The 22259-nt window shown below is 39.5% G+C and carries 24 protein-coding genes; 14 read left to right on the top strand and 10 right to left on the bottom strand.

The window, feature by feature from the left end; genetic code table 11:
* Positions 1-41: 41 nt before the first annotated feature.
* Positions 42-602 (bottom strand): hypothetical protein, encoded by a 561-nt coding sequence (locus tag JYB62_RS14980; protein ID WP_205646225.1) that lies wholly within the window; start codon positions 600-602, stop codon positions 42-44.
* Positions 602-2125: a 2,3-bisphosphoglycerate-independent phosphoglycerate mutase gene (gene gpmI / locus JYB62_RS14985; protein ID WP_205646226.1), complete on the bottom strand. Its 1524-nt coding sequence runs from the start codon at positions 2123-2125 to the stop codon at positions 602-604. Before gpmI ends, JYB62_RS14980 begins: the two co-directional genes overlap by 1 nt.
* Positions 2126-2260: 135 nt before the next feature.
* Between gpmI and JYB62_RS14990 the strand changes: the two genes are divergently transcribed.
* Genes JYB62_RS14990 through JYB62_RS15000 form a run of 3 tightly spaced genes read left to right on the top strand, consistent with a single transcriptional unit; the run spans position 2261 to position 4034 of the window.
* Complete coding sequence (locus JYB62_RS14990) at positions 2261-2656, top strand: DUF4783 domain-containing protein (protein WP_205646227.1); 396 nt, start codon at positions 2261-2263, stop codon at positions 2654-2656.
* A 55-nt stretch (positions 2657-2711) separates the two neighbouring features.
* The gene (nadC, locus tag JYB62_RS14995; RefSeq protein WP_205646228.1) at positions 2712-3569 is read left to right on the top strand and encodes a carboxylating nicotinate-nucleotide diphosphorylase; all 858 of its coding nucleotides are present in this window, start codon (positions 2712-2714) and stop codon (positions 3567-3569) included.
* A gap of 60 nt (positions 3570-3629) precedes the next feature.
* Complete coding sequence (locus JYB62_RS15000) at positions 3630-4034, top strand: META domain-containing protein (protein ID WP_205646229.1); 405 nt, start codon at positions 3630-3632, stop codon at positions 4032-4034.
* A 1-nt stretch (position 4035) separates the two neighbouring features.
* Here JYB62_RS15000 and corA read toward each other — a convergent pair whose 3' ends face one another.
* From corA to JYB62_RS15015, 3 genes are read right to left on the bottom strand one after another with little or no spacing between them, the layout of a single operon-like run.
* Positions 4036-5145 (bottom strand): magnesium/cobalt transporter CorA, encoded by a 1110-nt coding sequence (gene corA, locus JYB62_RS15005; protein WP_205646230.1) that lies wholly within the window; start codon positions 5143-5145, stop codon positions 4036-4038.
* Between the two features lie 5 nt (positions 5146-5150).
* Positions 5151-6089, bottom strand: coding sequence for a tRNA epoxyqueuosine(34) reductase QueG (gene queG / locus JYB62_RS15010; RefSeq protein ID WP_205646231.1), 939 nt, complete (start codon positions 6087-6089; stop codon positions 5151-5153).
* A gap of 37 nt (positions 6090-6126) precedes the next feature.
* A complete protein-coding gene (locus tag JYB62_RS15015) occupies positions 6127-6351 on the bottom strand; it encodes a hypothetical protein (RefSeq protein ID WP_205646232.1) in 225 nt (74 codons plus the stop codon).
* A 148-nt stretch (positions 6352-6499) separates the two neighbouring features.
* Between JYB62_RS15015 and JYB62_RS15020 the strand changes: the two genes are divergently transcribed.
* Both JYB62_RS15020 and JYB62_RS15025 read left to right on the top strand, forming a co-directional pair.
* Entirely contained in the window at positions 6500-7600 is a 1101-nt protein-coding gene (locus JYB62_RS15020) for a vWA domain-containing protein (protein WP_205646233.1), read from the top strand.
* Between the two features lie 5 nt (positions 7601-7605).
* Positions 7606-9129 carry a P-loop NTPase family protein gene (locus JYB62_RS15025; RefSeq protein ID WP_205646234.1) on the top strand — a complete coding sequence of 508 codons (1524 nt, stop codon included), beginning with the start codon at positions 7606-7608 and terminating at the stop codon, positions 9127-9129.
* A 113-nt stretch (positions 9130-9242) separates the two neighbouring features.
* Here JYB62_RS15025 and JYB62_RS15030 read toward each other — a convergent pair whose 3' ends face one another.
* The 3 genes from JYB62_RS15030 to hflX form a co-directional block, all read right to left on the bottom strand.
* The gene (locus tag JYB62_RS15030; RefSeq protein WP_205646235.1) at positions 9243-9608 is read right to left on the bottom strand and encodes a DUF1304 domain-containing protein; all 366 of its coding nucleotides are present in this window, start codon (positions 9606-9608) and stop codon (positions 9243-9245) included.
* Positions 9609-9801: 193 nt separating this feature from the next.
* Complete coding sequence (locus tag JYB62_RS15035) at positions 9802-10137, bottom strand: n-acetylglutamate synthase (RefSeq protein ID WP_205646652.1); 336 nt, start codon at positions 10135-10137, stop codon at positions 9802-9804.
* Positions 10137-11411 carry a GTPase HflX gene (gene hflX / locus JYB62_RS15040; protein WP_205646236.1) on the bottom strand — a complete coding sequence of 425 codons (1275 nt, stop codon included), beginning with the start codon at positions 11409-11411 and terminating at the stop codon, positions 10137-10139. The genes JYB62_RS15035 and hflX overlap by 1 nt, the downstream gene beginning before the upstream one ends.
* A gap of 203 nt (positions 11412-11614) precedes the next feature.
* On the opposite strand from hflX, the gene rfbC reads away from it, so the two are divergent.
* The 8 genes from rfbC (at position 11615) to purU (ending at position 18820) form a co-directional block, all read left to right on the top strand.
* Complete coding sequence (gene rfbC / locus JYB62_RS15045; protein WP_205646237.1) at positions 11615-12169, top strand: dTDP-4-dehydrorhamnose 3,5-epimerase; 555 nt, start codon at positions 11615-11617, stop codon at positions 12167-12169.
* A complete protein-coding gene (locus tag JYB62_RS15050; RefSeq protein WP_205646238.1) occupies positions 12169-12915 on the top strand; it encodes a tyrosine-protein phosphatase in 747 nt (248 codons plus the stop codon). The genes rfbC and JYB62_RS15050 overlap by 1 nt, the downstream gene beginning before the upstream one ends.
* A gap of 9 nt (positions 12916-12924) precedes the next feature.
* Positions 12925-13878 carry an NAD-dependent epimerase/dehydratase family protein gene (locus tag JYB62_RS15055; RefSeq protein ID WP_205646239.1) on the top strand — a complete coding sequence of 318 codons (954 nt, stop codon included), beginning with the start codon at positions 12925-12927 and terminating at the stop codon, positions 13876-13878.
* A 143-nt stretch (positions 13879-14021) separates the two neighbouring features.
* Positions 14022-15437, top strand: coding sequence for a tetratricopeptide repeat protein (locus JYB62_RS15060; protein ID WP_074226000.1), 1416 nt, complete (start codon positions 14022-14024; stop codon positions 15435-15437).
* Between the two features lie 18 nt (positions 15438-15455).
* Positions 15456-16226 carry a phosphosulfolactate synthase gene (locus tag JYB62_RS15065; RefSeq protein WP_205646240.1) on the top strand — a complete coding sequence of 257 codons (771 nt, stop codon included), beginning with the start codon at positions 15456-15458 and terminating at the stop codon, positions 16224-16226.
* Positions 16227-16286: 60 nt separating this feature from the next.
* Positions 16287-17222 (top strand): DUF368 domain-containing protein, encoded by a 936-nt coding sequence (locus JYB62_RS15070; RefSeq protein ID WP_205646241.1) that lies wholly within the window; start codon positions 16287-16289, stop codon positions 17220-17222.
* Positions 17219-17956, top strand: coding sequence for a shikimate dehydrogenase family protein (locus JYB62_RS15075; RefSeq protein WP_205646242.1), 738 nt, complete (start codon positions 17219-17221; stop codon positions 17954-17956). Before JYB62_RS15070 ends, JYB62_RS15075 begins: the two co-directional genes overlap by 4 nt.
* A 9-nt stretch (positions 17957-17965) precedes the next feature.
* Positions 17966-18820 carry a formyltetrahydrofolate deformylase gene (gene purU / locus JYB62_RS15080; RefSeq protein WP_205646243.1) on the top strand — a complete coding sequence of 285 codons (855 nt, stop codon included), beginning with the start codon at positions 17966-17968 and terminating at the stop codon, positions 18818-18820.
* On the opposite strand, the gene alr is transcribed toward purU, so the two are convergent.
* Complete coding sequence (alr, locus tag JYB62_RS15085) at positions 18817-19971, bottom strand: alanine racemase (RefSeq protein WP_205646244.1); 1155 nt, start codon at positions 19969-19971, stop codon at positions 18817-18819. The two genes, purU and alr, sit on opposite strands and share 4 nt — an antisense overlap.
* Before the next feature lie 93 nt (positions 19972-20064).
* Between alr and JYB62_RS15090 the strand changes: the two genes are divergently transcribed.
* The gene (locus tag JYB62_RS15090; RefSeq protein ID WP_205646245.1) at positions 20065-20643 is read left to right on the top strand and encodes a DNA-3-methyladenine glycosylase I; all 579 of its coding nucleotides are present in this window, start codon (positions 20065-20067) and stop codon (positions 20641-20643) included.
* On the opposite strand, the gene JYB62_RS15095 is transcribed toward JYB62_RS15090, so the two are convergent.
* Positions 20640-22166, bottom strand: coding sequence for a sodium:proton antiporter (locus JYB62_RS15095; protein ID WP_205646246.1), 1527 nt, complete (start codon positions 22164-22166; stop codon positions 20640-20642). The two genes, JYB62_RS15090 and JYB62_RS15095, sit on opposite strands and share 4 nt — an antisense overlap.
* Positions 22167-22259 lie beyond the last annotated feature (93 nt).

Genomic DNA, 22259 nt, shown 5'->3' on the forward strand with positions numbered 1-22259 from the left:
AGAAAGACCTTTGAGTTGTAAATCCTCAAAGGCCTTTTGAATTAGAATCTTAATGCACCCATTATTTTGATATTATTTGGTTTGAGAAACCAGATTTTTTGGGTGGTTTCTATGGTATAATGATCAATTTTTTCGGTGGCTTTGGAAATATAGAATTCTGCGTTGGTGACAGAACTATAGAAAATATTTTCCTTGGCAATTTTTAAAGTTAATAAATGTACCTTATCGTCTATGATGCTAACTGTGATATTCTTAACATCTCCTTTTTCGTCAGGAAGTAAATTATGAATCAAATATTCATTTTTTACTTCTGTATCATAGGCAGTTACCAAGGAAGGTTTGTTGATGTCTGCTTCAAAAAAGACCTCTAATTCTTCTCTCCATTGTTCCTCTGTTAATTTTACTTCTACTTGAGATTCTACTCCGTTAATTCTTGAAATTTTGGTTACATCTGCCGCTTCTAGGCCTTTGATGGCTCCTTCCATGTAGCCTTTTAGATCAAAATAGGGCAATACATCTAAGGAATTGCCATTATTTCCCCCTCCACTACAGGCTGTTAAACCGACAAATAGTAGTACAATAAAACTGATGTTGTATTTCATTATGCTAATAAGATTTCTCCAGTCATATCTTTAGGAATGTCAATTCCCATAAGCTTCAAAATGGTAGGCGCTAAATCACCTAATTTTCCATCCTTAACATGAATCTGATCTTTTCCATCCACCATGATGAATGGGACTAAATTAGTTGTGTGAGCTGTGTTTGGGGTACCATCTTCATTGATCATCATGTCGCTGTTTCCATGATCTGCAATGACAATGATGGTATAACCATTATCCAAGGCAGTGGTAATTACACTTTTAGCACTTTTGTCTACGGCTTCACAGGCTTTTACTGCAGCATCAAACACACCTGTATGACCTACCATATCAGCATTGGCAAAGTTTAAGCAAATAAAGTCAGCACTTTTCTTGTTCAATTCCGGATTTATTTTCGCCGCAATTTCGAAAGCACTCATTTCGGGCTGAAGGTCGTAGGTGGCCACTTTCGGAGATGGGCAAAGCAATCTACTTTCACCTTCAAACACATCTTCTCTACCCCCAGAAAAGAAGAAGGTCACGTGAGGATATTTTTCAGTTTCCGCTATACGGATTTGTTTTTTTCCTGCCGCTTCCAAGACTTCACCCAAGGTGTTATTTAAATTGTCTTTTTCGAAAAGGACTTTTACTCCTTTGAAGGTATTGTCATAATTAGTGAAGGTCACATAATCCAGATCGAGTTTTTTCATATTGAAATCCTCAAAATCCTTTTGCGTCAAGACCTGAGTGATTTCCCTACCTCTATCTGTTCTGAAGTTGAAGCAAATTACCAAATCGCCTGGAGCGATATGCGCCAGAGGTTTGCCATCTACTCCTACATGGATGATCGGTCTGATAAATTCATCCGTTACATTGTTTTCATAAGACTTTTTAATGGAAGCTAAAATGTCTTTGGACTTTTCACCTTCAGATTTGACCATGGCATCATAGGCTAGCTTGACTCTTTCCCATCTGTTGTCACGATCCATAGCATAGTATCTCCCAATAACACTTGCGATCTGTCCAGTAGAAGTGTTCAAGTGTTCTTGTAGATCCGTTAAAAATTTGATTCCACTTTTAGGATCTGTGTCCCTTCCATCGGTAAATGCATGAATGAATACATCTTCCATTCCGTTATACTTAGCTGCATCGCAAAGCCCTTTCAAGTGATCGATATGTGCATGAACTCCACCATCTGAAACTAATCCAATAAAATGTGCTTTTTTCTTAGAGGCCTTGGCTTTTGCAAAAGCTTCTACTAATACAGGGTGGGTGTTTAAATCTCCATTTTTTACGGCTTGATTGATTTTTACCAAGTCCTGATACACTACTCTTCCTGCGCCAATATTCATATGACCTACTTCTGAATTACCCATTTGACCTTCTGGTAATCCTACTGCAAGACCTGAAGCTTCAAGTTTTGCATGCGGGTATTTAGTATACAAGCTATCTACAAACGGCGTATTGGCTTTGTCAATCGCAGATACGGATGCGTCGGTGGCTATACCCCAACCATCCAAAATCATTAAAAGTACTTTCTTGTCCATGGAGCAAATATATTAATTTTCGACCCAATCCCGACTCTTTAACAATTACTGACAGGATTTGTCTATTCATTTTTATTAACCAGTAACTCTGCCAAAAAATTCTACTTTTGGCTTAGTATTTGCCAAGATAGGTCGATGGCAATATTGAACCTATTCTTTTCATTACTATTCATTTTTCATACTTCTTCATTTGAAGTGGGGGATGGAGTATCTATTGACCCCGTCATTACTGCCATTAATACCAATTCCAGTAGCGAGCTAGCCAAGTATTTTGAATCCAGTATCTCCCTGAATGTCAATGGGCAGCAAGGGAGTTATTCCAGAAATCAGGCTGAAATAGTCATTCGGGATTTTTTCAAAAAGAACCCCTCAAAAGGCTTCACCATCGTCTACAGCAGCGAAACCAATCCAAGCTTAAGTTCCTTTATTGGAGATTATTTAAGTGGTGAGGGAACTTTCAAAGTTTTTATCAAGGTTTCTCAGCAGGACTCAAATTTGAAAATTTATAGCCTTGAGTTTGTAAAAGGTTAATTCATTTTCAAAAAAAATTTCCTATCCAGCTTTTCAAATTGCCTATTTTTGGGACATGAAACCAGCCTACCTGACGGAATCGGCCGTCCAAGCATTTATCAATTCAGCATTTAAAGAGGATATCGGACCAGGAGATTATTCCTCTTTGGCCTCCATTCCACAAGGAAAACAAGGAAAAGCTCAATTGCTGATAAAAGGAGAAGGGATCATCGCTGGAATAGAACTTGCCGAGAAGATTTTTAAAATGTATGATCCTTCTTTGAAGGTTGAATTGCTGATTAAAGATGGGGATCCGGTTCAGTATGGAGAAATTGGCTTGACTGTTCAAGGCTCTTCCGCTTCCATATTATCCTCGGAGAGGTTGGTGCTAAACTGCATGCAGCGCATGTCTGGAATCGCGACAATCACCCATCGACTCACCGAGAAAATCCTGCATACCAAAGCCCGGTTGATGGATACCAGGAAGACCACTCCAAATTTCAGGCTCATGGAAAAATGGGCCGTGCATATTGGTGGAGGAGTGAATCATCGCTTTGCTTTATATGATATGGTGATGCTTAAAGATAATCATGTGGATTTTGCGGGAGGAATTAAGCCGGCGATTACCCAGACCAAAGCGTATTTGAAAGAGCATGATCTGGATTTAAAAATTGAGGTGGAAACCAGAAACCTGGAGGAGGTAGCTCAAGTAATTGAAGTCGGCGGAGTGGATTTCATTATGCTTGACAATATGGACTATGAGACTATGCGAGAAGCAGTCGCAATGATAGGTGACCAATTTAAAACGGAAGCGTCAGGTGGAATCACTGAGGATACCTTGGTACCAGTTGCTGAATGTGGGGTTGATTTTATATCGATGGGAGCATTGACGCATTCCGTTCAAAGTATGGATATCAGTTTAAAAGCATTTTAAGAGGGGTTTTTAATTTTGGCTTCATTTCTGCCCTATTTCTATTGACCATCTAAACCAATTATGAAAAATACATTATACTTAATTACTTTTTTTATACTAGCAGCTTGTAGTTCGAAATCATTTCCTGATTCCATGTGGGATGATAAGCAGTGGACTTTAGTAGAAATGGAGGGATTGCCTGTACAGATTTCTGGAACCAACCAAGATGCGCATTTGATTTTTGATGCTGAAAGAAGTCAGATTTCGGGTTCCGGTGGATGTAACCGGATTTTTGGCCCTTATGAAATTGATAAAAAAAATACACTGAATTTTGGGGATATAGGAGCCACGATGATGGCTTGTCAGAATTCGGCTTTTGAAAACAAGTTTTTGGAAACATTAAAATCGGTGAGGTATTACCAACAAGCCGGAGGGCAGCTATTGTTAAAGAATGGCGAAAAAAGAGTGATCTTAAAATTTCAATAAGTCAAAGCCATTTCTTCCATCGGAAGAAAAACAACATGCCGATCACGGCTAATCCCATTCCTCCAATCACAAAGAAATAGCCATATTTCCAGTGTAATTCAGGCATATTGTCAAAATTCATCCCATAGACTCCTGCCACAAAACTCAATGGGATAAAAATAGTGGAGATGATGGTCAGGACTTTCATGACATTGTTCATCCGATTGGAAAGACTATTCATATACAAGTCCAGGACTCCTGAAGACATGTCTCGAAAGACTTCCATGGTTTCAATGACTTGAATGGTATTTTCGTACAAATCCCGGATAAATGGCCTTACCTCTGGAGAAATTTTATGCTCTGCATATTTTCCAAAAGAACCAATCACTTCACGCAGTGGATAAACAGATCTTCTCAAATCCATCATTTCTCTTCTCTGTAAATAAAGTGAATTGAGTGTATCAGTGTCAGGTTCGATCATGGCTTGGGATTCGAGATTTTCGATTCGTTCGCCTACATTTTCCATAACTATGAAATAGTTGTCTATTACTGCATCCAGTAAGGCATATAACAGATAATCTGACCCGCGCTGTCTGATGGCTCGTTTGGGATCTTGCAAGCGATCTCTTACGAATTGAAAAACATCTCCTTTTTTCTCCTGAAAAGTCAGCAATACATTTTCACGTAGTACAAAACTTACCTGCTCATCAACGATAGGTGATTCTGGGCTTGGACATTGGATCATTTTTAAAGTGGAAAAGATATAATCTTCAAAAAGCTCCATTTTTGGCCGCTGGTCTACACTTAGAATATCTTCCAATGTCAGTTTATGTATCCCAAAATGATTCCCTATTTTTTCCAGCAACTCTACATCATGGAGCCCTATTATATCGATCCAGACTACCTTTTTCTGAAGTTTTAAATGTCCATCAAGCTGATCAAGTTTGATACTTTCCTCATAGAAATCATTTTCATCATAAGTAATTAAATTGATGAAAACTTCCTCTTGTTTCTTGTCTCCAGTAAATACCAATGAGCCTGGAGGCAACCCGATTTTATGACTAGGTCTTTTCTTCTTTTTGGGTTTAAAAAGCTTTTGAACGGATTTAAGATTTGGAGCTTTAGGACTCATAAGTACTATTCTTTTGATCGAAGAAATTCGACATTTCTTTTTAGTCCAGCAAATTTGGTGCGCTTTACCGCAGATTTTTTAAAGACTTTTCTAAATGTTTCGTCGGTAAGTTCCAACCAATCTTGATTTGTAAATCCTTCCAAATCTGGATGAGGTTTGAATTTGGATTCTTGATGTGGCTTAGAAAACCGATTCCAAGGGCATACATCCTGGCAGATATCACAACCAAAGGCCCAGTTGTCCATTTTTCCCTTAAACTCATTGGGAATAGCATCTTTTAGCTCGATGGTCAAATAGGAAATGCATCGTGATCCATCTACTACACTGGGCTGAACAATGGCATCAGTAGGGCAAGCATCTATACAGGCAGTGCAAGTACCACAGTAATCTTTGTTGAGAGGGGTATCTGGGGCAACCTCCAGATCAATGATCAATTCAGCCAAGAAGAAAAAACTTCCTTGTTTTTTATTGAGCAATAAGCTGTTTTTACCGATCCAACCCAAGCCTGCTTTTTGTGCCCATTGACGTTCCATAACCGGTGCCGAATCCACAAAAGCCCGACCCTCGATTTCTCCTATTTCAGTCCGGAGGATTTTCAGGAAGTCTTTGAGTTTGTCTTTGATTACAAAATGATAATCCTCTCCGTAAGCATATTTGGCCAATTTGATGGATTCGGGAGAATCGGGAAGTGTGGTTTCAGGATAGTAATTATAGACCAATGATACTACTGTTTTGGCCCCTTCTACCAGTTTGGTTGGGTCCAGTCGTTTGTCAAAGTGATTAGCCAAATAGCCCATTTCACCTTGGTAATTTCGGCTTAGCCACTCTTCCAATCTCGGAGCCTCCTCTTCTAAAAAACCCGCTTTCGCTATGCCACAAGAATCAAATCCCAGCCGCTTGGCGGTGGATTTGATCAGGCTCGCATGTTTCTCGGCAGGAGTCATAGGGTAAAGATAAGAGAGTTAATTTTTTTCAATCAAACTAACCCTTCAATAAATCTGGCCTATCCTGATACCATTGCTCTTCGAAAGTTTCTTTGATTTCTACTGGAGCTGCCAAAACTGCCCAAACCATCCACAGTATTAAGGCTGGACCTGAAATAAATAGTAACCAGATCAGAGGTAAGGCTACTTCTAACTGGATTAAGGTGACGAAAACTATCAAAATCCCGGTCACGATTCCTATAACTTGCAAATAGTTTTTCATACGATTAAAATGTTTATTCATCGAAATTTGAAATCGCACTTTTTTTGACCCCGTTAGGGAGCTTTGTTCAAAATGCTCGATTTCAACTTTTTTTGGGATATTGTTTATTAGATTAAACTCATAAGCCACTTTAACTGTTACAAGTGCTATGAAAGGATTCCGATTTACGAAATTTGTTCCCTCTCAGGATCCGGAGAAAAACACCTTCGAAAACCTGCTGAATATATTTTTGCAACTGGTTACCATGACTGGTGGGGATGTTGCTGAAGCTTTGAGTTGGTTGACCAATTTAGATAATCGATATCAACTGACCAATCCCAACTATGGAATCGGTGACTTCATAGACGATCTGAAAAGCAAGGGTTACCTGACCGAGGAAAATCAAAAAGGAGAAATAAAAATTACCGGAAAAGCAGAGCAAACGATCCGAAAGTCTGCTTTGGAAGAGATTTTCGGTAAACTCAAGCGTGGAAAATCCGGACAACATAAAACCACTCACTCCGGACAAGGGGAAGAGCGTGGCACCGATCGAAGAGCCTATGAATTCGGAGATAATCTGGATCAGATTGCCTTGACGGATTCACTTCGTAATGCCCAGGCAAATCACGGGTTTGGAGGAGATTACTTGTTGACAGAAGATGATCTGGAAGTGGTAGAAAACGAATATCGCTCTCAGACTTCGACCGTGTTGATGATTGATATTTCCCATTCCATGATTTTATATGGGGAAGACCGAATCACTCCCGCCAAAAAAGTGGCCATGGCTTTGGCTGAATTGATTAAAACTCGCTATCCTAAAGATACCTTGGATATCATTGTATTTGGAAATGATGCCTGGCAGATAGAAATCAAGGATCTGCCCTATCTTCAAGTGGGACCATATCATACCAATACAGTAGCGGGATTGGAGTTGGCTATGGACTTGCTAAGAAGAAGAAAAAACCCTAACAAACAGATCTTCATGATCACGGATGGAAAACCGACCTGTTTGAAAGTGGGGATTAAATACTATAAAAACGCTTTTGGGATAGACGGCAAGATTCTAAGTGAGACGCTGAAATTGGCTGCTCAATGCAGGAAATTAAAAATCCCAGTAACCACCTTTATGATTGCTTCCGATCCATATCTGAAGGAATTTGTCAAAGAATTTACCAAAGTAAACAACGGGAATGCCTATTACAGTAGCCTGAAAGGGCTGGGCGACCTGATTTTTGAAGATTATAGAAGAAACCGAACCAAACGCTTTTAATCACCATGGAATACCAAAAACTGACTGGAAAAGAACTCAAGCAAATAAAAACATTAGGTCAGCTTAAGGCTGCCGGATACCAACCCAAATCCATTAAAGAAGAACTTCGTGACAATCTGATTCAAAAAATCAAAGCCAAAGAAAATGTTTTTGAAGGAATCTGGGGATATGAGGATACGGTGATTCCAGATATAGAACGCGCCATTTTATCAAGGCACAACATCAACTTATTGGGTCTTCGTGGACAGGCGAAAACTAGGATTGCCAGAATGATGACTCAACTATTGGATGAATATGTTCCGGTGGTTTTTGGATCTGAATTGAATGATGATCCAATGGCACCCTTGAGTACCTATGCAAAAGAGAAAATTGAAGAAAAGGGTGAAGATACACCTGTTGCTTGGTGGCATCGAGATGATCGATATACCGAGAAATTGGCTACACCCGATGTGTCGGTGGCAGATTTGATTGGAGATGTAGATCCCATCAAAGCAGCAACTATGAAATTGAGCTACAATGATGAACGTGTCATTCATTATGGGTTGGTGCCTCGCTCCCATCGCTCCATTTTTGTGATCAATGAATTACCGGATTTACAGGCAAGAATTCAGGTAGCCTTGTTCAATATTTTACAGGAAGGTGACATTCAAATTCGTGGTTTCAAATTGAGATTGCCTTTGGATATCCAGTTTGTCTTTACCGCAAATCCCGAGGACTATACCAACCGAGGAAGTATTGTCACTCCTTTAAAAGACCGGATTGAAAGTCAGATCATTACCCATTATCCGAAGTCTATTGAAATAGGTAGAAGAATCACTTCTCAAGAAGCGAATCTGAAAGGAAAGCCAATAGAGCATATTTTTGTGCCGGAATTGATGAAAGATTTGATCGAACAGATTGCCATCGAGGCTCGTGCATCTGAATATGTAGATGAGAAAAGTGGAGTTTCTGCAAGATTGACCATTTCTGCTTATGAAAACCTGATTTCTGCAGCAGAACGGAGAATGTATATGAATGGTGAATCCAATACCATGGTTCGAATTGCCGATTTGATTGGAGTAATACCAGCCATTACGGGTAAAGTGGAGTTGGTGTATGAAGGAGAACAGGAAGGTGCTGGAATTGTAGCGTATAGTTTGATTGGAAAAGCAATCCGTTCGCAGTTTGTGAATTACTTCCCTTCTCCAGAACAAAAGAAAAAGTCCAAAGAAGGAAATCCATATGTCATCCCGCTGGCTTGGTTTGGAGAGGGAAATGAACTGGATATTTTGGCTTCTCAACCCGACAAAGATTATAAGACCGCATTACAATCTGTTCCGGGATTGGAAGAAGTGGTTACTGGAATGGTGAAAAATTTGCCCGAAAAAGAAAAGGAATTCTTTATGGAATTTGCATTGCATGGACTGGCAGAATATTCTCAATTGAGTAAAAAAATGCTGGATACCGGTTTGAAATTCAAGGACCTCTTCAGTTCCATGTTTGATATGGGGCCTGGGGATCCCGACGATTTCGAGGAGGATGATTTATAGTTGATTTCCCGCAGATAAACGCAGATAAAAATCGCAGATATTCGCTGAATGTTTCTAATCAGCTTTTTTTTGCGAAAATAATTAGCGAAAATCTGCGGGAAAACCCTTTCCTTTCACCATTTCAAATGAAGTAAAATTAACGCTACCAAGGCCGGTAACCCCTGTATCCAAAAGATTTTTTTGCTTGCAGTCAAGGCTCCATAAATTCCCGCTATTAACACACAGCTCAAGAAGAAAATTGCGATATAAAATGACCAATGTGGATCTTTGATCAGTAAAGACCAAATGAGTCCTGCTACTAAAAACCCATTGTACAAACCCTGATTAGCCGCTAATACTTTGGTTTTAGGAAATACTTCGGGGGGTATTTGCTTAAATGTCTTGCGACCGATGGTATCCCAAGCGAACATTTCAAAGTACAAAAAGTAGAGATGCAGCGCTGCAATTAATCCAATTAGGATGTCTGTAAGAAGTGCCATGGAGTTGAAGTTTGGATTCAAATTACCTCTTTGTGATCAATAATTGAATAGGGATCTTCAGTGAATTAGAGTTTAGCCAGTTTAGGAAAAATATTCTTCGTCCGTGGTTTTTTGATCCATTTTCCTGGCAATCAACACCAAGAAATAAAGCAACGTTGAATTCCGTGGAAAATGGTAAGATGTATAGTTCTTATTAAATCTCCTCCAAAATAGATTCTCCTTTTGATCTGTCTCCCGAAGTCCATTGCCAGGATTCGTGGAGACGGATTTTTCCATTTTCCAGAAACTCAGGAACAGATTTGCAAAATCCAGTCATCAGCTCTCCTAAAATGTTGATTTGATGATACCGCATATCAATTTCTCCGGCATCGTTTACAATTCCGATCAAATGTCCTTTTATAATTTTTCCACCAGAATAGTCACAGGAAAGAATTTTTCCTTCTTGCTTGTAGTGAAAAAGGGTTTCTTCAGAAGTTTCCCCGTTCTCTGTATTGCTGATGGGGCGAAAAGATTTGCCATCGTAATTCATCATTGAGAGGAATTATCGGTTTCCTTCATTTCCCAATCCACTATTTCATTTTCAAGGTAATGTGGGTAAATTTTTCGATGGGCTTTCTTCACCTCAGTAACTAATGATTCTCGGAATTCCTCCACATGAAGTCCAGAGGCGGCGGCCATAAATACAGGCTTGATACCTGTTTTTTTCTCATAGGCATCAGACAAAGAAGGAAAATCCAAGTAATTAGCTTCTTCCAATTCCAGTTCACTCATATTCATGATGCCTTCCTCATCGGGCATGGTTTCTACCAAATCAATTTTGTTGAATACCAACAGAATGGGCTTGTCTCCAGCATTGATTTCTCTTAGAGTTTCAGTCACAACATTGATATGATCTTCAAAATTGGGATGAGAAATATCGACTACGTGGACCAATAAATCAGCCTCCCGGATTTCATCCAAGGTAGACTTGAAGGACTCAATCAAGTGAGTAGGCAGTTTTCGGATAAAACCTACCGTATCTGATAAAAGGAATGGAATATTATCCAAAACCACTTTTCTGACGGTGGAGTCCACGGTCGCAAAAAGCTTGTTTTCTGCAAGAATATCAGTTTTGGTTATCAGGTTCATCAAGGTACTTTTTCCCACGTTGGTATATCCAACCAAAGCAACCCTTACAATGCCTTTTCTACCTTTTCGTTGGGTAATCCCTTGCTTTTCAATATCCCTGAGTTTTGATTTCAGCAAGGTGATTTTATTCCGAATGTCTCTTTTATCTGTTTCAATCTCTTTCTCACCCGAACCACCACGAGTACTGGTTCCCCCTCTTTGACGCTCCAAGTGCGTCCACATTCGGGTCAAGCGTGGAAGTAAATATTGGAAACGAGCCAGCTCAACTTGGGTCTTTGCTTGGGCTGTTTGGGCTCTGTTTAGAAATATATCGAGGATTAATAAGGAGCGATCATAGATTTTTACTTTCAGCTCATTTTCCAAATTCCGCATTTGGGAAGGGGAAAGATCGTCGTCGAATATGACCATGTCCACTTCAAAATGCTCTACGTATGATTGTATTTCTTCCAGTTTTCCTGACCCTATAAATGTGCGGATATCAGGCTTTTCCATTTTTTGGGTAAAGCGATAAACTGTTTTGGCTCCCAAGGTTTCTGTAAGAAATGCCAGTTCATCCAAATGCTCTTCAGTTTCCCGCTCGGTTTCCCCTTGGCGGATGATCGTTACCAATACTGCTGTATCCACTTTTGGAGCGGTATCGTGTAATTTTTGAAGTTTTCTTGAAAATTTACCCATGAGATTCTGTTATATGCTACTAAAAAGCATTTGAGGTAGATTAAGTTTCATTTTATCAAATTCTCTCCTCTAAACTTAGAATTATACTCTATGCTTTTTATTATTCTGCAAAGTTCGGGATATTTCCTTAGAATTGATTAGGATACTCCGTATTGGCATGGTTATTTTACCATTTAATTAATTGCCGTATACGTACATCACCCATGGCTGAGATTTGTAAAACCAGTTTACCTGGTGTCTTAGAAATATTTCCTAAGGTTTTTAAGGATCAAAGAGGTTATTTCTTTGAATCATTCAGGGCAGACTGGTTAGAAAAAGAGAATGTTTTTGAAACTTGGGTACAGGATAATCAGTCTTATTCTCAGAAAGGAACGGTAAGAGGATTACACTTTCAAAAGGAGCCATTTGCACAAGCAAAACTAGTTCGGGTAATTCAAGGAAAGGTATTGGATGTGGTCGTGGACTTGAGGAGGGATTCCGAAACATTCGGGTCCTATTATTCTACTATTATGGACACTGAAAAGCATAATCTTTTGTATGTTCCAAGAGGATTTGCACATGGATTTTCAGTATTGGAAGATGCGATTTTTGTTTATAAGTGTTCCAATTATTACGATAAGGAAAGTGAAGGGGGTATTCTATGGAATGACCCAAGCCTTCAGATTGATTGGATGGTGAATGATCCGATCATATCTGAAAAAGATACACAGTGGCAAAGTTTAGAGGAATTCAAAGTAACTAGCGAAGGAGGATTGTAATGGGAATTTTTGATTTATTCAAAAAAAAGGAAGTAGTAGTTGAAGATTTGGACTTGAGTTGGATGCAAGTGGATATGCATTCCCACCTGATTCCTGGAATAGATGATGGCTCTAAATCTATGGAAGAGTCCTTGGGACTGATCAAACGCTTATCAGATTTTGGACTTAGGAAGATCATTACCACTCCCCATATCATGTCCGAATACTATCGAAATACGCCCGAAATAATAAATATGGGCCTTCAGGATGTTCGTCGAGCAGTAAAAAATGAGGGGATAGAAATCGAAATTGAGGCTGCAGCTGAATATTACATGGATGAGATATTCTTGGAGAAGGTAAAGTCCGGAGAGGAATTATTAACCTTTGGGCCTAATCATATTTTGGTAGAGACGGGATTTATCAATAAGCCTCAAATGCTTTTGGAAACTTTCTTCCAATTAGAAATGGCCGGTTATAAACCAATTTTTGCCCATCCTGAGCGTTATCAATATTTAATTTCTGATAAAAAACTTCTGGAAGACCTGGTAGATAGACAAATCAGTTTTCAAGTAAACCTTCTTTCTTTAACTGGGTTTTATTCCAAGCAAGTAAAAGATTTTGCGGAAATGCTATTGGAGCGAAACTTGATTAAATTTTTTGGGACGGACTGCCATAACCCAAGGTATCTAGACATGTTGGAGACCTTGACAAGGTCAAAGTCCTATCAAAAGATCAAGGAAATAGAAATTCTCAATTCAAGCCTTTAATCTATACAAGTGAAAATTTTTATCACTGGAATCACAGGTCTTTTAGGTAGCTATGTAGCCAAAGAGTTTGCCTCTTTGGGAGAAATACATGGTTTCAAAAGAAAGAGCTCTTCTACTCGACTATTGGATGGGATTAATTTTCCTATTCATTGGCATGAAGGCACTCTTTCAGACGTAGGGTCCATTGATGATGCAATTCAAGATATGGATTTGGTAATTCACTGTGCAGGGAAGGTCTCTTTTCTTCCAGGGGATGAGGAAGAACTGTTTGAAGTAAATGTTCGAGGTACTTCCAATTTGGTGAATTGCATGTTGAATGCTGGAGTCAAGAAACTAATTCATGTAAGCTCTGTGTCTGCATTGGGTAGAAATCCAGAATTAAGCGTAATTGATGAGGAGCATAAGTGGGTGGATTCACCTCTGAACACTAAATATGGCACCTCCAAATACCTTGGTGAATTAGAAGCCTGGAGGGGAGAACAGGAAGGGCTGGAATTGATTGTGGTAAACCCTTCTATCCTTTTAGGGAAAATAAGCGATGACAGAAGCAGTACCTCCATTTATTCTCATGTCTTAGGAAATTCGAGCTACTATCCTGTGGGTAGTATTAATTATCTGGACGTTAGAGATGCTTCGAAAATCATAAGGGAGCTTTATGAAAAGGCTTGTTGGGGAGGTCGATTTATTCTCAACAAAGAGACAATTAAATACCAGGAGTTTTTCGAAAAGATGGCGAAAGCATTTGGTAAAAAGGTTCCAACTAAACCTGTTTCTAATACCTTATTGAAGATAGGATTATTTTTCCTGGGCATAGCTCGAATGGTAGGGTTGAGTAAAAACCCGCTGAATAAGCAAACAGCAATGATTTCCCAACAGGACATTACTTTCAAAAATGATAAAATAGAAAAGCTCCTTCATTTTAACTATACTCCGATCGAGGAGACCTTTTTGTGGGCGAAATAAACTTATTTTTTGAAGCGATCGTTTGCTTCTTAGACGGTCGGAATCTTTTCGGAATTATTTCTAGATTTTGACATAAAAATTAACAAATTGAGATTTTGAGAGAACAATTTATTTGGTATCTTAAATAAACTTAACTCATCTTAATGACAGGAGATCACGATCACGAGTGGGAAAATGACAAAAAGCTGGTAGAACGGTTTGAAAATTCCCTGAAATCCAATTTGGAATTGTATTTTGAAGAGGAGGAATTAGAGGATATTATCCGATATTATTTTGATCAGCAAAAGTTCCTTAAAGCCTTGAGGGCTAGTGAGTTTTCTTTGGAAAAATTTCCCTACTCTGTTGAAATAAAGCTTTTAAAGGCGCAATGCTTGATTTTCAATGATGAATTGGAAGAAGGCTTGAGCATATTGGAAAATATCAACAATATTTCCCCTAACAACGAGGATATCCTGCTAGCCTTAGCCAATGCTCATATTTTGGCAGGAAGCCCCCAATACGGTATAGAATTATTGGAGAATTTTCTACCCTTGGCAGAAGATAAAGCTGAGGTTTATTATTCACTGGGAAATCTATACAGAGCGACTAGTGACAATAAAAAAGCTTCTTACTATTTCAAGGAAGCTGTAAAGCACCGAATCAATCATGAAGACGCTCTTTTCCAGTTGGCAATGATCACGGAAGAGGAAGGGTCTTTTGATGAGATTCTTCAGTTTTACCAAGAGTTTATAGATCAAGATCCGTATAGTGCAGGTGCTTGGTATAATTTAGGTGTGGTTTACAATAGACTCGGAAGATTTGAGGAAGCCATCAAAGCCTATGACTACGCCATCATTATCGATGATTCCTTTGCTTCTGCATATTTTAATTTGGGTAATGCCTTAATGAATACAGAGCAATATGAACTTGCTTTGGAGGCATATCAAAATACCATCAATTGTGAAGGAGCCAATGCGGAGAATTGTTGCTATATGGGTGCTGCCTATGAAAAGTTGGGAAATATTGAAGGGGCCTTTAAATATTTCAAAAAAGCAGCAAAGTTAGATGAGGAGTATGACGACGCCTGGTTTGGGCTTGGCATGTGTATGTTAAAAAAAGAGAAATTTTTTGAAGCGATTCACTACTTCAAGAAAGCGCTCAATTTGAATAAACAAAGTCCAAATTATTGGGTAGGTCTGGCAGATGCAGAGTTTAACCTAGGGAATTTACAAGCCAGTTCTGAGGCTTATGAAGAAGCTATCAACCTGGAACCCGGTATCTTAGAGACTTATATTAACCTATCGTTGATCTATTTTGATCAGAATAGATTTGAAGAAGCCGTGGATGTGATCAGTGAAGGAATTGACGAACTTCCTGAGGAAGCGGAGCTATATTATCGTATGGTTGTTTTTCAAATCAAACTAGCCAATTACAAAGAAGCGTTTTCATATTTGGAAAATGCATTAACTTTGGCCTACGATAGGCACGTGGTCTTGTACGAATTAATGCCAGAGCTGGAAAAGCAAAAGGCAATGTCCAAGATCATCGCCCAGTATCGGGAAGAAAATCCTGAGACATAACATATTAAAACCTAGCCAATGAATTATGAGCTGAAGAACATCCCTGTACGTACTGAAAAGCCACGTACCACGGGATTTACTATGGCCATGGACAAAGGTCTGAGCCTAAGAGCAACAGAGGATTTTGTCGATAGCTGTTCCGATTTTGTTGACATCGTCAAACTAGGATGGGCAACGTCCTATGTGACTAAAAATCTTTCTGAAAAAATTGCTGTTTATCGAGAAGCAGGTATTCCGGTTTATTTAGGAGGTACTCTATTTGAAGCATTTATCGTAAGGGGTCAATTCGATGATTACCGAAGAGTGTTGGATAAATATGGATTGGAGTATTGTGAGGTTTCCGATGGTTCCATCTCCTTAAACCATGATAGAAAATGTGAATACATTTCCACCCTAGCAAAGGATGTGACAGTATTATCAGAAGTTGGTTCAAAAGATGCCGCCAAGATCATTCCGCCATATAAGTGGATTGAACAAATGCAGACTGAACTGGATGCAGGTGCTTGGAAAGTAATCGGTGAAGCAAGAGAAGGAGGAAATGTTGGTTTGTTCAGAGATTCCGGTGAAGTTAGACAAGGGTTGGTAGAGGAGATTTTAACTCAAATTCCGGAAGAGAGAATCATCTGGGAAGCTCCGATCAAGGCACAGCAAGTTTGGTTTATCAAGCTTTTGGGCACCAATGTCAATCTTGGAAATATCAGTCCCACTGAAGTGATTCCATTGGAAACAATCCGCCTTGGGTTGAGGGGAGATACCTTCGATCATTTTATAGGAGAAATTAAATTATAAGTGGATCAAAACCATTAGAGGCTGATCGGTAATGCTTCCGGTCAGCCTTTCTTTTTATCTATGGATCTTATCAAAAAATATTTCCTGAATTACCTGAAAGGAATGGCGATGGGTGCTGCAGATATTGTACCTGGTGTTTCAGGCGGTTCTATTGCTTTGATTACGGGTATCTACAGCAAGTTGCTCGATAGCATTAACTCTTTCAATGCGAAGAATTTGAAATTATTGCTATCGTTCCATTTCAAGCCATTTTATAAAGCAGTTAATGGTACTTTTTTATTGAGTTTGTTTTTTGGGATCTTGACCAGCATTTTCACGCTCTCCAAAATCATTACCTATTTGATGGACGAGCATCCGGTGCCGCTCTGGTCCTTTTTCTGTGGATTGATCCTGATCAGTGCCTTTGTCATTTTGAAAGGGATAAAACGCTGGCATATTGGAGTGGTTTTGGCCATTATTCTCGGTACCATAATCGCTTATTTTGTGACGGAATTGCCTCCGGTTAGTTCTCCGGATTCTATTTGGTTTACTTTTATTTCTGGGTCCATTGCTATTTGTGCAATGATTTTACCGGGAATCAGTGGAAGTTTTCTATTACTGATCTTAGGAAAATATGAGACTATATTAAATGCGGTATCTGAACGGGATGTAATGACTTTAGGAGTTTTTGCTTTAGGATGTTTGGTAGGAATTTTATCTTTTAGTAGAGTAATCTCCTGGTTGTTAAAGAGATATTACGCAGTTACGATCGGGTTACTTTCCGGTTTTATGCTTGGCTCCATGAACAAGCTTTGGCCATGGAAAGTGGTAACTGCCTACAGAACTTCTTCTAGCGGAGAGGAAAAACCATTTCTGACAGAGAATCTGTGGCCAGGGGAATACTTGAACCAAGTAGGTCAGGACCCACAGGTTATGTATGCTGTTCTGGCTTTCCTTTTTGGAATAGTCTTAGTGATAGGAATTGATCGATTAGCAAGTATTTTGAATAAATCATGAGAAAATTCGGGTTGATAGGATATCCTTTAGGGCATTCATTTTCAAAAAAGTATTTCACTGTAAAATTTGAAAAGGAAGGAATTGAAGGATGCCAGTTTGATTTGTATGAAATCCCTAAGGTTGAGGATTTTATAGGCGTTTTAGAGGAAAATCCAACGCTGGAAGGAATGGCAGTGACTATCCCTTACAAGCAGCAGGTCATACCGTTGTTAGATCAGCTGGATTCAGCTTGTGAGGAAATCGGTGCCGTCAATTGTATCAAAATAAAGGACAAAAAACTCACCGGTTATAATACGGATTACATTGGGTTTAAGCATTCCTTAGAATTATGGATCGGGGAAGCAAGGCCAAATGCATTGGTTCTTGGTACTGGTGGCGCCTCAAAAGCAGTAAAGCAGGCTTTAAAAGATTTGGGGATGGGTTTTCTTTCCGTTTCGAGAACGAAAGATTCAGAGTCTATCAGTTATCAAGATCTGCTAAACGATCCTGAGATATTAAAATCACATCCCTTAATTGTCAATTGTACTCCTCTTGGAACGTATCCAAAAGTGGAAGGAATGCCTGCTATACCATTAGAGCAAATGGGGCCTGACATCCTGGTGTATGATTTAGTTTATAATCCTGCCGAGACCATGTTGATGAGGGCTTGCGTTCAAGCGGGAGGGAAAGCAAAAAACGGACAGGATATGCTTGAATTACAGGCAGAAGCTGCGTGGAAAATCTGGAATGATTAAATTATGCCGATGAACAAAGCAATTCTTCTAATTCAATGTCCCGATCAGAAAGGAATCGTCGCAGAAGTGTCGAGGTTTCTTTATGCTTACCATGGAAATATTTTGGAAATTGATCAGCATGTAGATGAAGAATTGAGTTTGTTTTTTATGCGAGCCGCCTGGGAATTGGATTCCTTTTCTCTCCAAAAAGATGAAATCGCCCAAAAATTTGAAGAAGAAGTAGGACAGAAATTCAAGATGGATTTCAAAGTTCATTTCAACTTTCCAAGGCCCAAAATGGCCATTTTTGTCAGCAAGTTATCCCATTGCCTTTTTGATATTTTGGCTAGGCATCATGCTGGTCAGCTAGAAGTGGATATTCCTTTGGTGGTTTCTAACCACCAGGAGTTAAAGTCCATCGTGGAGGCTTTTGGTATCCCTTTTTATTACATTCCGGTCAGCCGGGATACAAAAATGGAAGCTGAAAAGCAGCAATTGGAGTTGATGGAAAAGTATGAGATAGACTTTGTTGTATTGGCCAGGTACATGCAGATTATTTCAGCCAACTTCATCTCAAGATTCCCTAATAGTATCATAAATATTCACCACTCTTTTTTACCAGCCTTTGTGGGAGCCAAACCCTACCATGCTGCTTATGAGCGTGGTGTAAAAATCATTGGTGCCACTGCTCATTATGTGACAGAGGAATTGGATGCCGGTCCTATCATCGAGCAGGAGGTAGCGAGAGTAAGACATCATAATACTATCCCTGATTTAGTGCAGATAGGACAGGATGTTGAGAAAGTAGTGCTTTCCAAGGCGATTAAATACCATTTGGATAGAAAGGTATTGGCCTTCAAAAACAAAACCGTGATTTTTTACTAAGGAATAATCTTCCTTGGTATATCCTTGGGCAACCGGGTGAGCATCTCATAATTGACCTGCTGCGTAGATTCTGAAAAAGAGGCAACCGTAATTTCTTTATTCTTTTGCTTGCCAATCAAAACCACCTCATCCCCTACTTCTATATTTTTCAATTTGGTAATGTTTAGCGCAATGGCATTCATCATGACGGTACCCACCACCTGACAATATTGTCCTCCGATCAACACCTGCCCCTGATTACTCAGCAATCGACTATAGCCATGCCCATAGCCCACAGGAACAATGGCCAGCCTCATGTTGTGTAAAGCCATAAAGCTATTGCCATACCCTATAAACTCTCCCATTTTTACAGATTTGATGCTCATGACCGTACTTTTCCAGGTGATCAGCCGTTTTAGTGGATTTTTGTTTGCCTTAGGCAAGGAATTGAGTTTGGCATAAAACGTTTCCTTCGTCGGCCAGAAACCATATCCCGCAATCCCTATCCTGACCATATCCATGATGGTTTCAGGAAAAATCAAAGTTGCCGCCGAGCAAGCAGTATGGTATTTATGGAATACAATTCCTTTATGAGTGAAGTATTCTCTAAATTTATGGTAGACCTCAATTTGATTTTTTACTCGAACATAATTACTGATGCTCTCTGCCCCTGCATAATGGGTACACAGCCCTTCCAGTTCTAAAGAGTCAGATTCAGCAAGTAATATTTTAGAGAGACGATCTCGGGAGGACCATTCAAATCCTGTACGATGAAACCCCGTTTCCAACTCAATGTGTATTTTGGCAGGGATTCCAAGTTTTTTTGAAAGGTTGATGGCAAGTTCTAGCCTTTGAAAATCGTAGACATAAAAACTAATTCCGGCTTTGATCAGATCTCCCATCTCTTCGGGATAAAGCATCCCCAGAATCATGATCTGTGACTTTTTCTTGGAATGCCTGAAGACTTCCCAAGCCTCATCAGAACTGAAGGTACTGAAATGACGGATTCCTGCTTTTTCAGCAATTTCTACCATTTGAGGGATTCCATGTCCGTAGGCGTTTCCTTTTACTACGGCCGATATAATGGTTTTGGGACCTATTTCAGATCGGATATAGCGAATATTTTGGCGGTAAGCTTTTGCGCTAATTTCCAAGAAGGATGTAGCGATCATCGTTTTTAATTTATTGAAATGAAAAAGTAAGACATGCTGTACCTTTATCCCAATTCTCATTTAATTTTATTCTCAATCTTTTAGAAAATTTATATGAACGATCAAAAATCCCGATGTCCTTGGTGTTTGGGTTTCCCGGAGTATGTTGCATACCATGACGAAGAATGGGGAAAACCTGTTTGGGATGATCAAATCCACTTCGAATTTTTAGTATTGGAAAGTGCGCAGGCAGGCTTAAGTTGGGCTACTATTTTGAAAAAGCGACAAGGCTATAAAGATGCCTTTGCCAATTTTGATTATCGAGTAGTGGCGGAATTTCCTGAATCTTATGTGCAAGAACTACTTACGAATAAAGGAATCATAAGAAACGGAATGAAAATCCGAGCGGCCATCAATAATGCTCAACGCTTTATGGAAGTCCAAAAAGAGTTTGGAACATTTGCTGACTATATCTGGGGGTTTGTAGGTGGAAAGCCTATTCAAAATGAACTTAAAAAAGGAGATCCCTCTCCTGCCACCTCTCCTGAGTCCGATGCATTGGCAAAGGATCTCAAGAAACGGGGCTTTAAATTTTTAGGAAGTACTACGATATATGCGCATATGCAGGCAACGGGTCTTGTTAATGACCATTTAACGGACTGCTTTCGCCATTCAGAAGTTCAAAACTATTAGCCTACAAAGGCAAAGAACACCAGCCAAACCAAAATAAGGATTGGAAGTAATACAGGTAAGGAGAATCGAATGATATAGCCAAAGAAGGAAGGCATCTTGATTCCACTTTGCTCAGCAATGGATTTCACCATGAAGTTAGGTCCATTCCCAATGTAAGTCATTGCTCCGAAGAATACTGAAGCGACTGCTATAGCCATTAACTCAAAAGAAGAATCGGGGAATCCATTGGCTGCAAACTCCCGAACCTGACTAATATTATTGATGTCAGCCCCTTTAGAAGCCATGGCTGCGGCCAAGAAATTCAAATAGGTAGGTGCATTGTCTAAGAAGCCTGAGAGTGTACCAGTGCCCCAATACAAGGTATTATGGGAAATTAAGGATGCTCCTTCTGGAGATTTGGCAAAGTTCCCTACCAATTCCAATGCTGGCATCATGGTACCAAAGATTCCAATGAAAATAAAGGCCACTTCCCGGATTGGCTCGAAATTAAATTCATTTCCTTGGATCGCTCTTTTGTCTGCGAATCGATAAGAAAGGAATGCTACAGAAAGCATGATGACCTCTCTTAGGTAAGAAAACTTCTGTCCGTCATAGACGATAGCAGGAACTCCCTCAATCACATTTGGATCAAGGAATACAGAACAAATGATGATGAACAACCAACCAAAGTTTTTCATCCCGATCAGGGAGAATTTGTTGGTATAAGTGATTTCTTCTGGTTCAATCTCATCATCTGCTGCTTTACCCAATTTCTTATCAATGAAATAGAAAGCGATCGCTAGCAAGGCCAAAGCAAAAATCCATGCCGGCCAGTTATGCTCTAAGGTCCAGAAGAAAGGAATTCCCTTTAAGAAACCCAAGAACAATGGAGGATCTCCAATAGGAGTTAAAGATCCTCCCACATTACTAACCATGAAAATGAAGAAGATAATGTGGTAAGCTTGAATATTTCCTTTGTTCAACCGGATAAAAGGTCTGATCAGCAACATGGAAGCTCCTGTGGTTCCGATCAAATTAGAAATTAATGCTCCAATCAAGAGAAGGGAAACATTCGCAAATGGAGTCGCTTTTTTATCTATTTCAATCAAAATACCTCCAGATGCAATATAAAGTGAGGCTAGCAGGGCAATAAACTGTATATATTCCGCCAGCGCATGCACAGGAGCGTGGACATTTTGAAGGATAAACAAGTAATAGAAGACGACCAAAATGGCAAGAGCTATGGCTATTTTAGGGTAATTTTTATGCCAAAAGTGCTCATAGAATAATGGACCAGTGGCAATCATTAATAGTAAAACTACAAAGGGAATTACCAGCCAAGTTGGAGCTACATGATGCACTTCATCTCCATGATCGGCTTGATCGTTATGTTCAACAGTTGCGTGTTCTGTATCAGTTTGGTCTGCTTGGGCTAAGAATGTCTCTTTTGACTCACGTTCTTCAGCAAGGGCAAGCTGAGGTTGTAGGCCATTAAGAAAGAGTATTCCGAAAAGTATGGAGAAACTTAAGATGAAATTCTTCATTTGGCTAATAGGGTCTGCTGGGTAATCTTTTCGGTTAAATGTAATTAATTTCCAGCGGTTAAATTCCCAAAATGGGTTCTGCTAAACTACAGA

The organism is Algoriphagus lutimaris (assembly GCF_017051705.1).
GTDB classification, from domain to species: domain Bacteria; phylum Bacteroidota; class Bacteroidia; order Cytophagales; family Cyclobacteriaceae; genus Algoriphagus; species Algoriphagus lutimaris.

Bases quoted from the DNA above. Each gene is read 5' to 3' on its own strand.
- JYB62_RS14980 (WP_205646225.1), bottom strand. From the start codon at position 602: ATGAAATACAACATCAGTTTTATTGTACTACTATTTGTCGGTTTAACA.
- gpmI (WP_205646226.1), bottom strand. From the start codon at position 2,125: ATGGACAAGAAAGTACTTTTAATGATTTTGGATGGTTGGGGTATAGCC.
- JYB62_RS14990 (WP_205646227.1), top strand. From the start codon at position 2,261: ATGGCAATATTGAACCTATTCTTTTCATTACTATTCATTTTTCATACT.
- nadC (WP_205646228.1), top strand. From the start codon at position 2,712: ATGAAACCAGCCTACCTGACGGAATCGGCCGTCCAAGCATTTATCAAT.
- JYB62_RS15000 (WP_205646229.1), top strand. From the start codon at position 3,630: ATGAAAAATACATTATACTTAATTACTTTTTTTATACTAGCAGCTTGT.
- corA (WP_205646230.1), bottom strand. From the start codon at position 5,145: ATGAGTCCTAAAGCTCCAAATCTTAAATCCGTTCAAAAGCTTTTTAAA.
- queG (WP_205646231.1), bottom strand. From the start codon at position 6,089: ATGACTCCTGCCGAGAAACATGCGAGCCTGATCAAATCCACCGCCAAG.
- JYB62_RS15015 (WP_205646232.1), bottom strand. From the start codon at position 6,351: ATGAAAAACTATTTGCAAGTTATAGGAATCGTGACCGGGATTTTGATA.
- JYB62_RS15020 (WP_205646233.1), top strand. From the start codon at position 6,500: ATGAAAGGATTCCGATTTACGAAATTTGTTCCCTCTCAGGATCCGGAG.
- JYB62_RS15025 (WP_205646234.1), top strand. From the start codon at position 7,606: ATGGAATACCAAAAACTGACTGGAAAAGAACTCAAGCAAATAAAAACA.
- JYB62_RS15030 (WP_205646235.1), bottom strand. From the start codon at position 9,608: ATGGCACTTCTTACAGACATCCTAATTGGATTAATTGCAGCGCTGCAT.
- JYB62_RS15035 (WP_205646652.1), bottom strand. From the start codon at position 10,137: ATGAATTACGATGGCAAATCTTTTCGCCCCATCAGCAATACAGAGAAC.
- hflX (WP_205646236.1), bottom strand. From the start codon at position 11,411: ATGGGTAAATTTTCAAGAAAACTTCAAAAATTACACGATACCGCTCCA.
- rfbC (WP_205646237.1), top strand. From the start codon at position 11,615: ATGGCTGAGATTTGTAAAACCAGTTTACCTGGTGTCTTAGAAATATTT.
- JYB62_RS15050 (WP_205646238.1), top strand. From the start codon at position 12,169: ATGGGAATTTTTGATTTATTCAAAAAAAAGGAAGTAGTAGTTGAAGAT.
- JYB62_RS15060 (WP_074226000.1), top strand. From the start codon at position 14,022: ATGACAGGAGATCACGATCACGAGTGGGAAAATGACAAAAAGCTGGTA.
- JYB62_RS15065 (WP_205646240.1), top strand. From the start codon at position 15,456: ATGAATTATGAGCTGAAGAACATCCCTGTACGTACTGAAAAGCCACGT.
- JYB62_RS15070 (WP_205646241.1), top strand. From the start codon at position 16,287: ATGGATCTTATCAAAAAATATTTCCTGAATTACCTGAAAGGAATGGCG.
- JYB62_RS15075 (WP_205646242.1), top strand. From the start codon at position 17,219: ATGAGAAAATTCGGGTTGATAGGATATCCTTTAGGGCATTCATTTTCA.
- purU (WP_205646243.1), top strand. From the start codon at position 17,966: ATGAACAAAGCAATTCTTCTAATTCAATGTCCCGATCAGAAAGGAATC.
- alr (WP_205646244.1), bottom strand. From the start codon at position 19,971: ATGATCGCTACATCCTTCTTGGAAATTAGCGCAAAAGCTTACCGCCAA.
- JYB62_RS15090 (WP_205646245.1), top strand. From the start codon at position 20,065: ATGAACGATCAAAAATCCCGATGTCCTTGGTGTTTGGGTTTCCCGGAG.
- JYB62_RS15095 (WP_205646246.1), bottom strand. From the start codon at position 22,166: ATGAAGAATTTCATCTTAAGTTTCTCCATACTTTTCGGAATACTCTTT.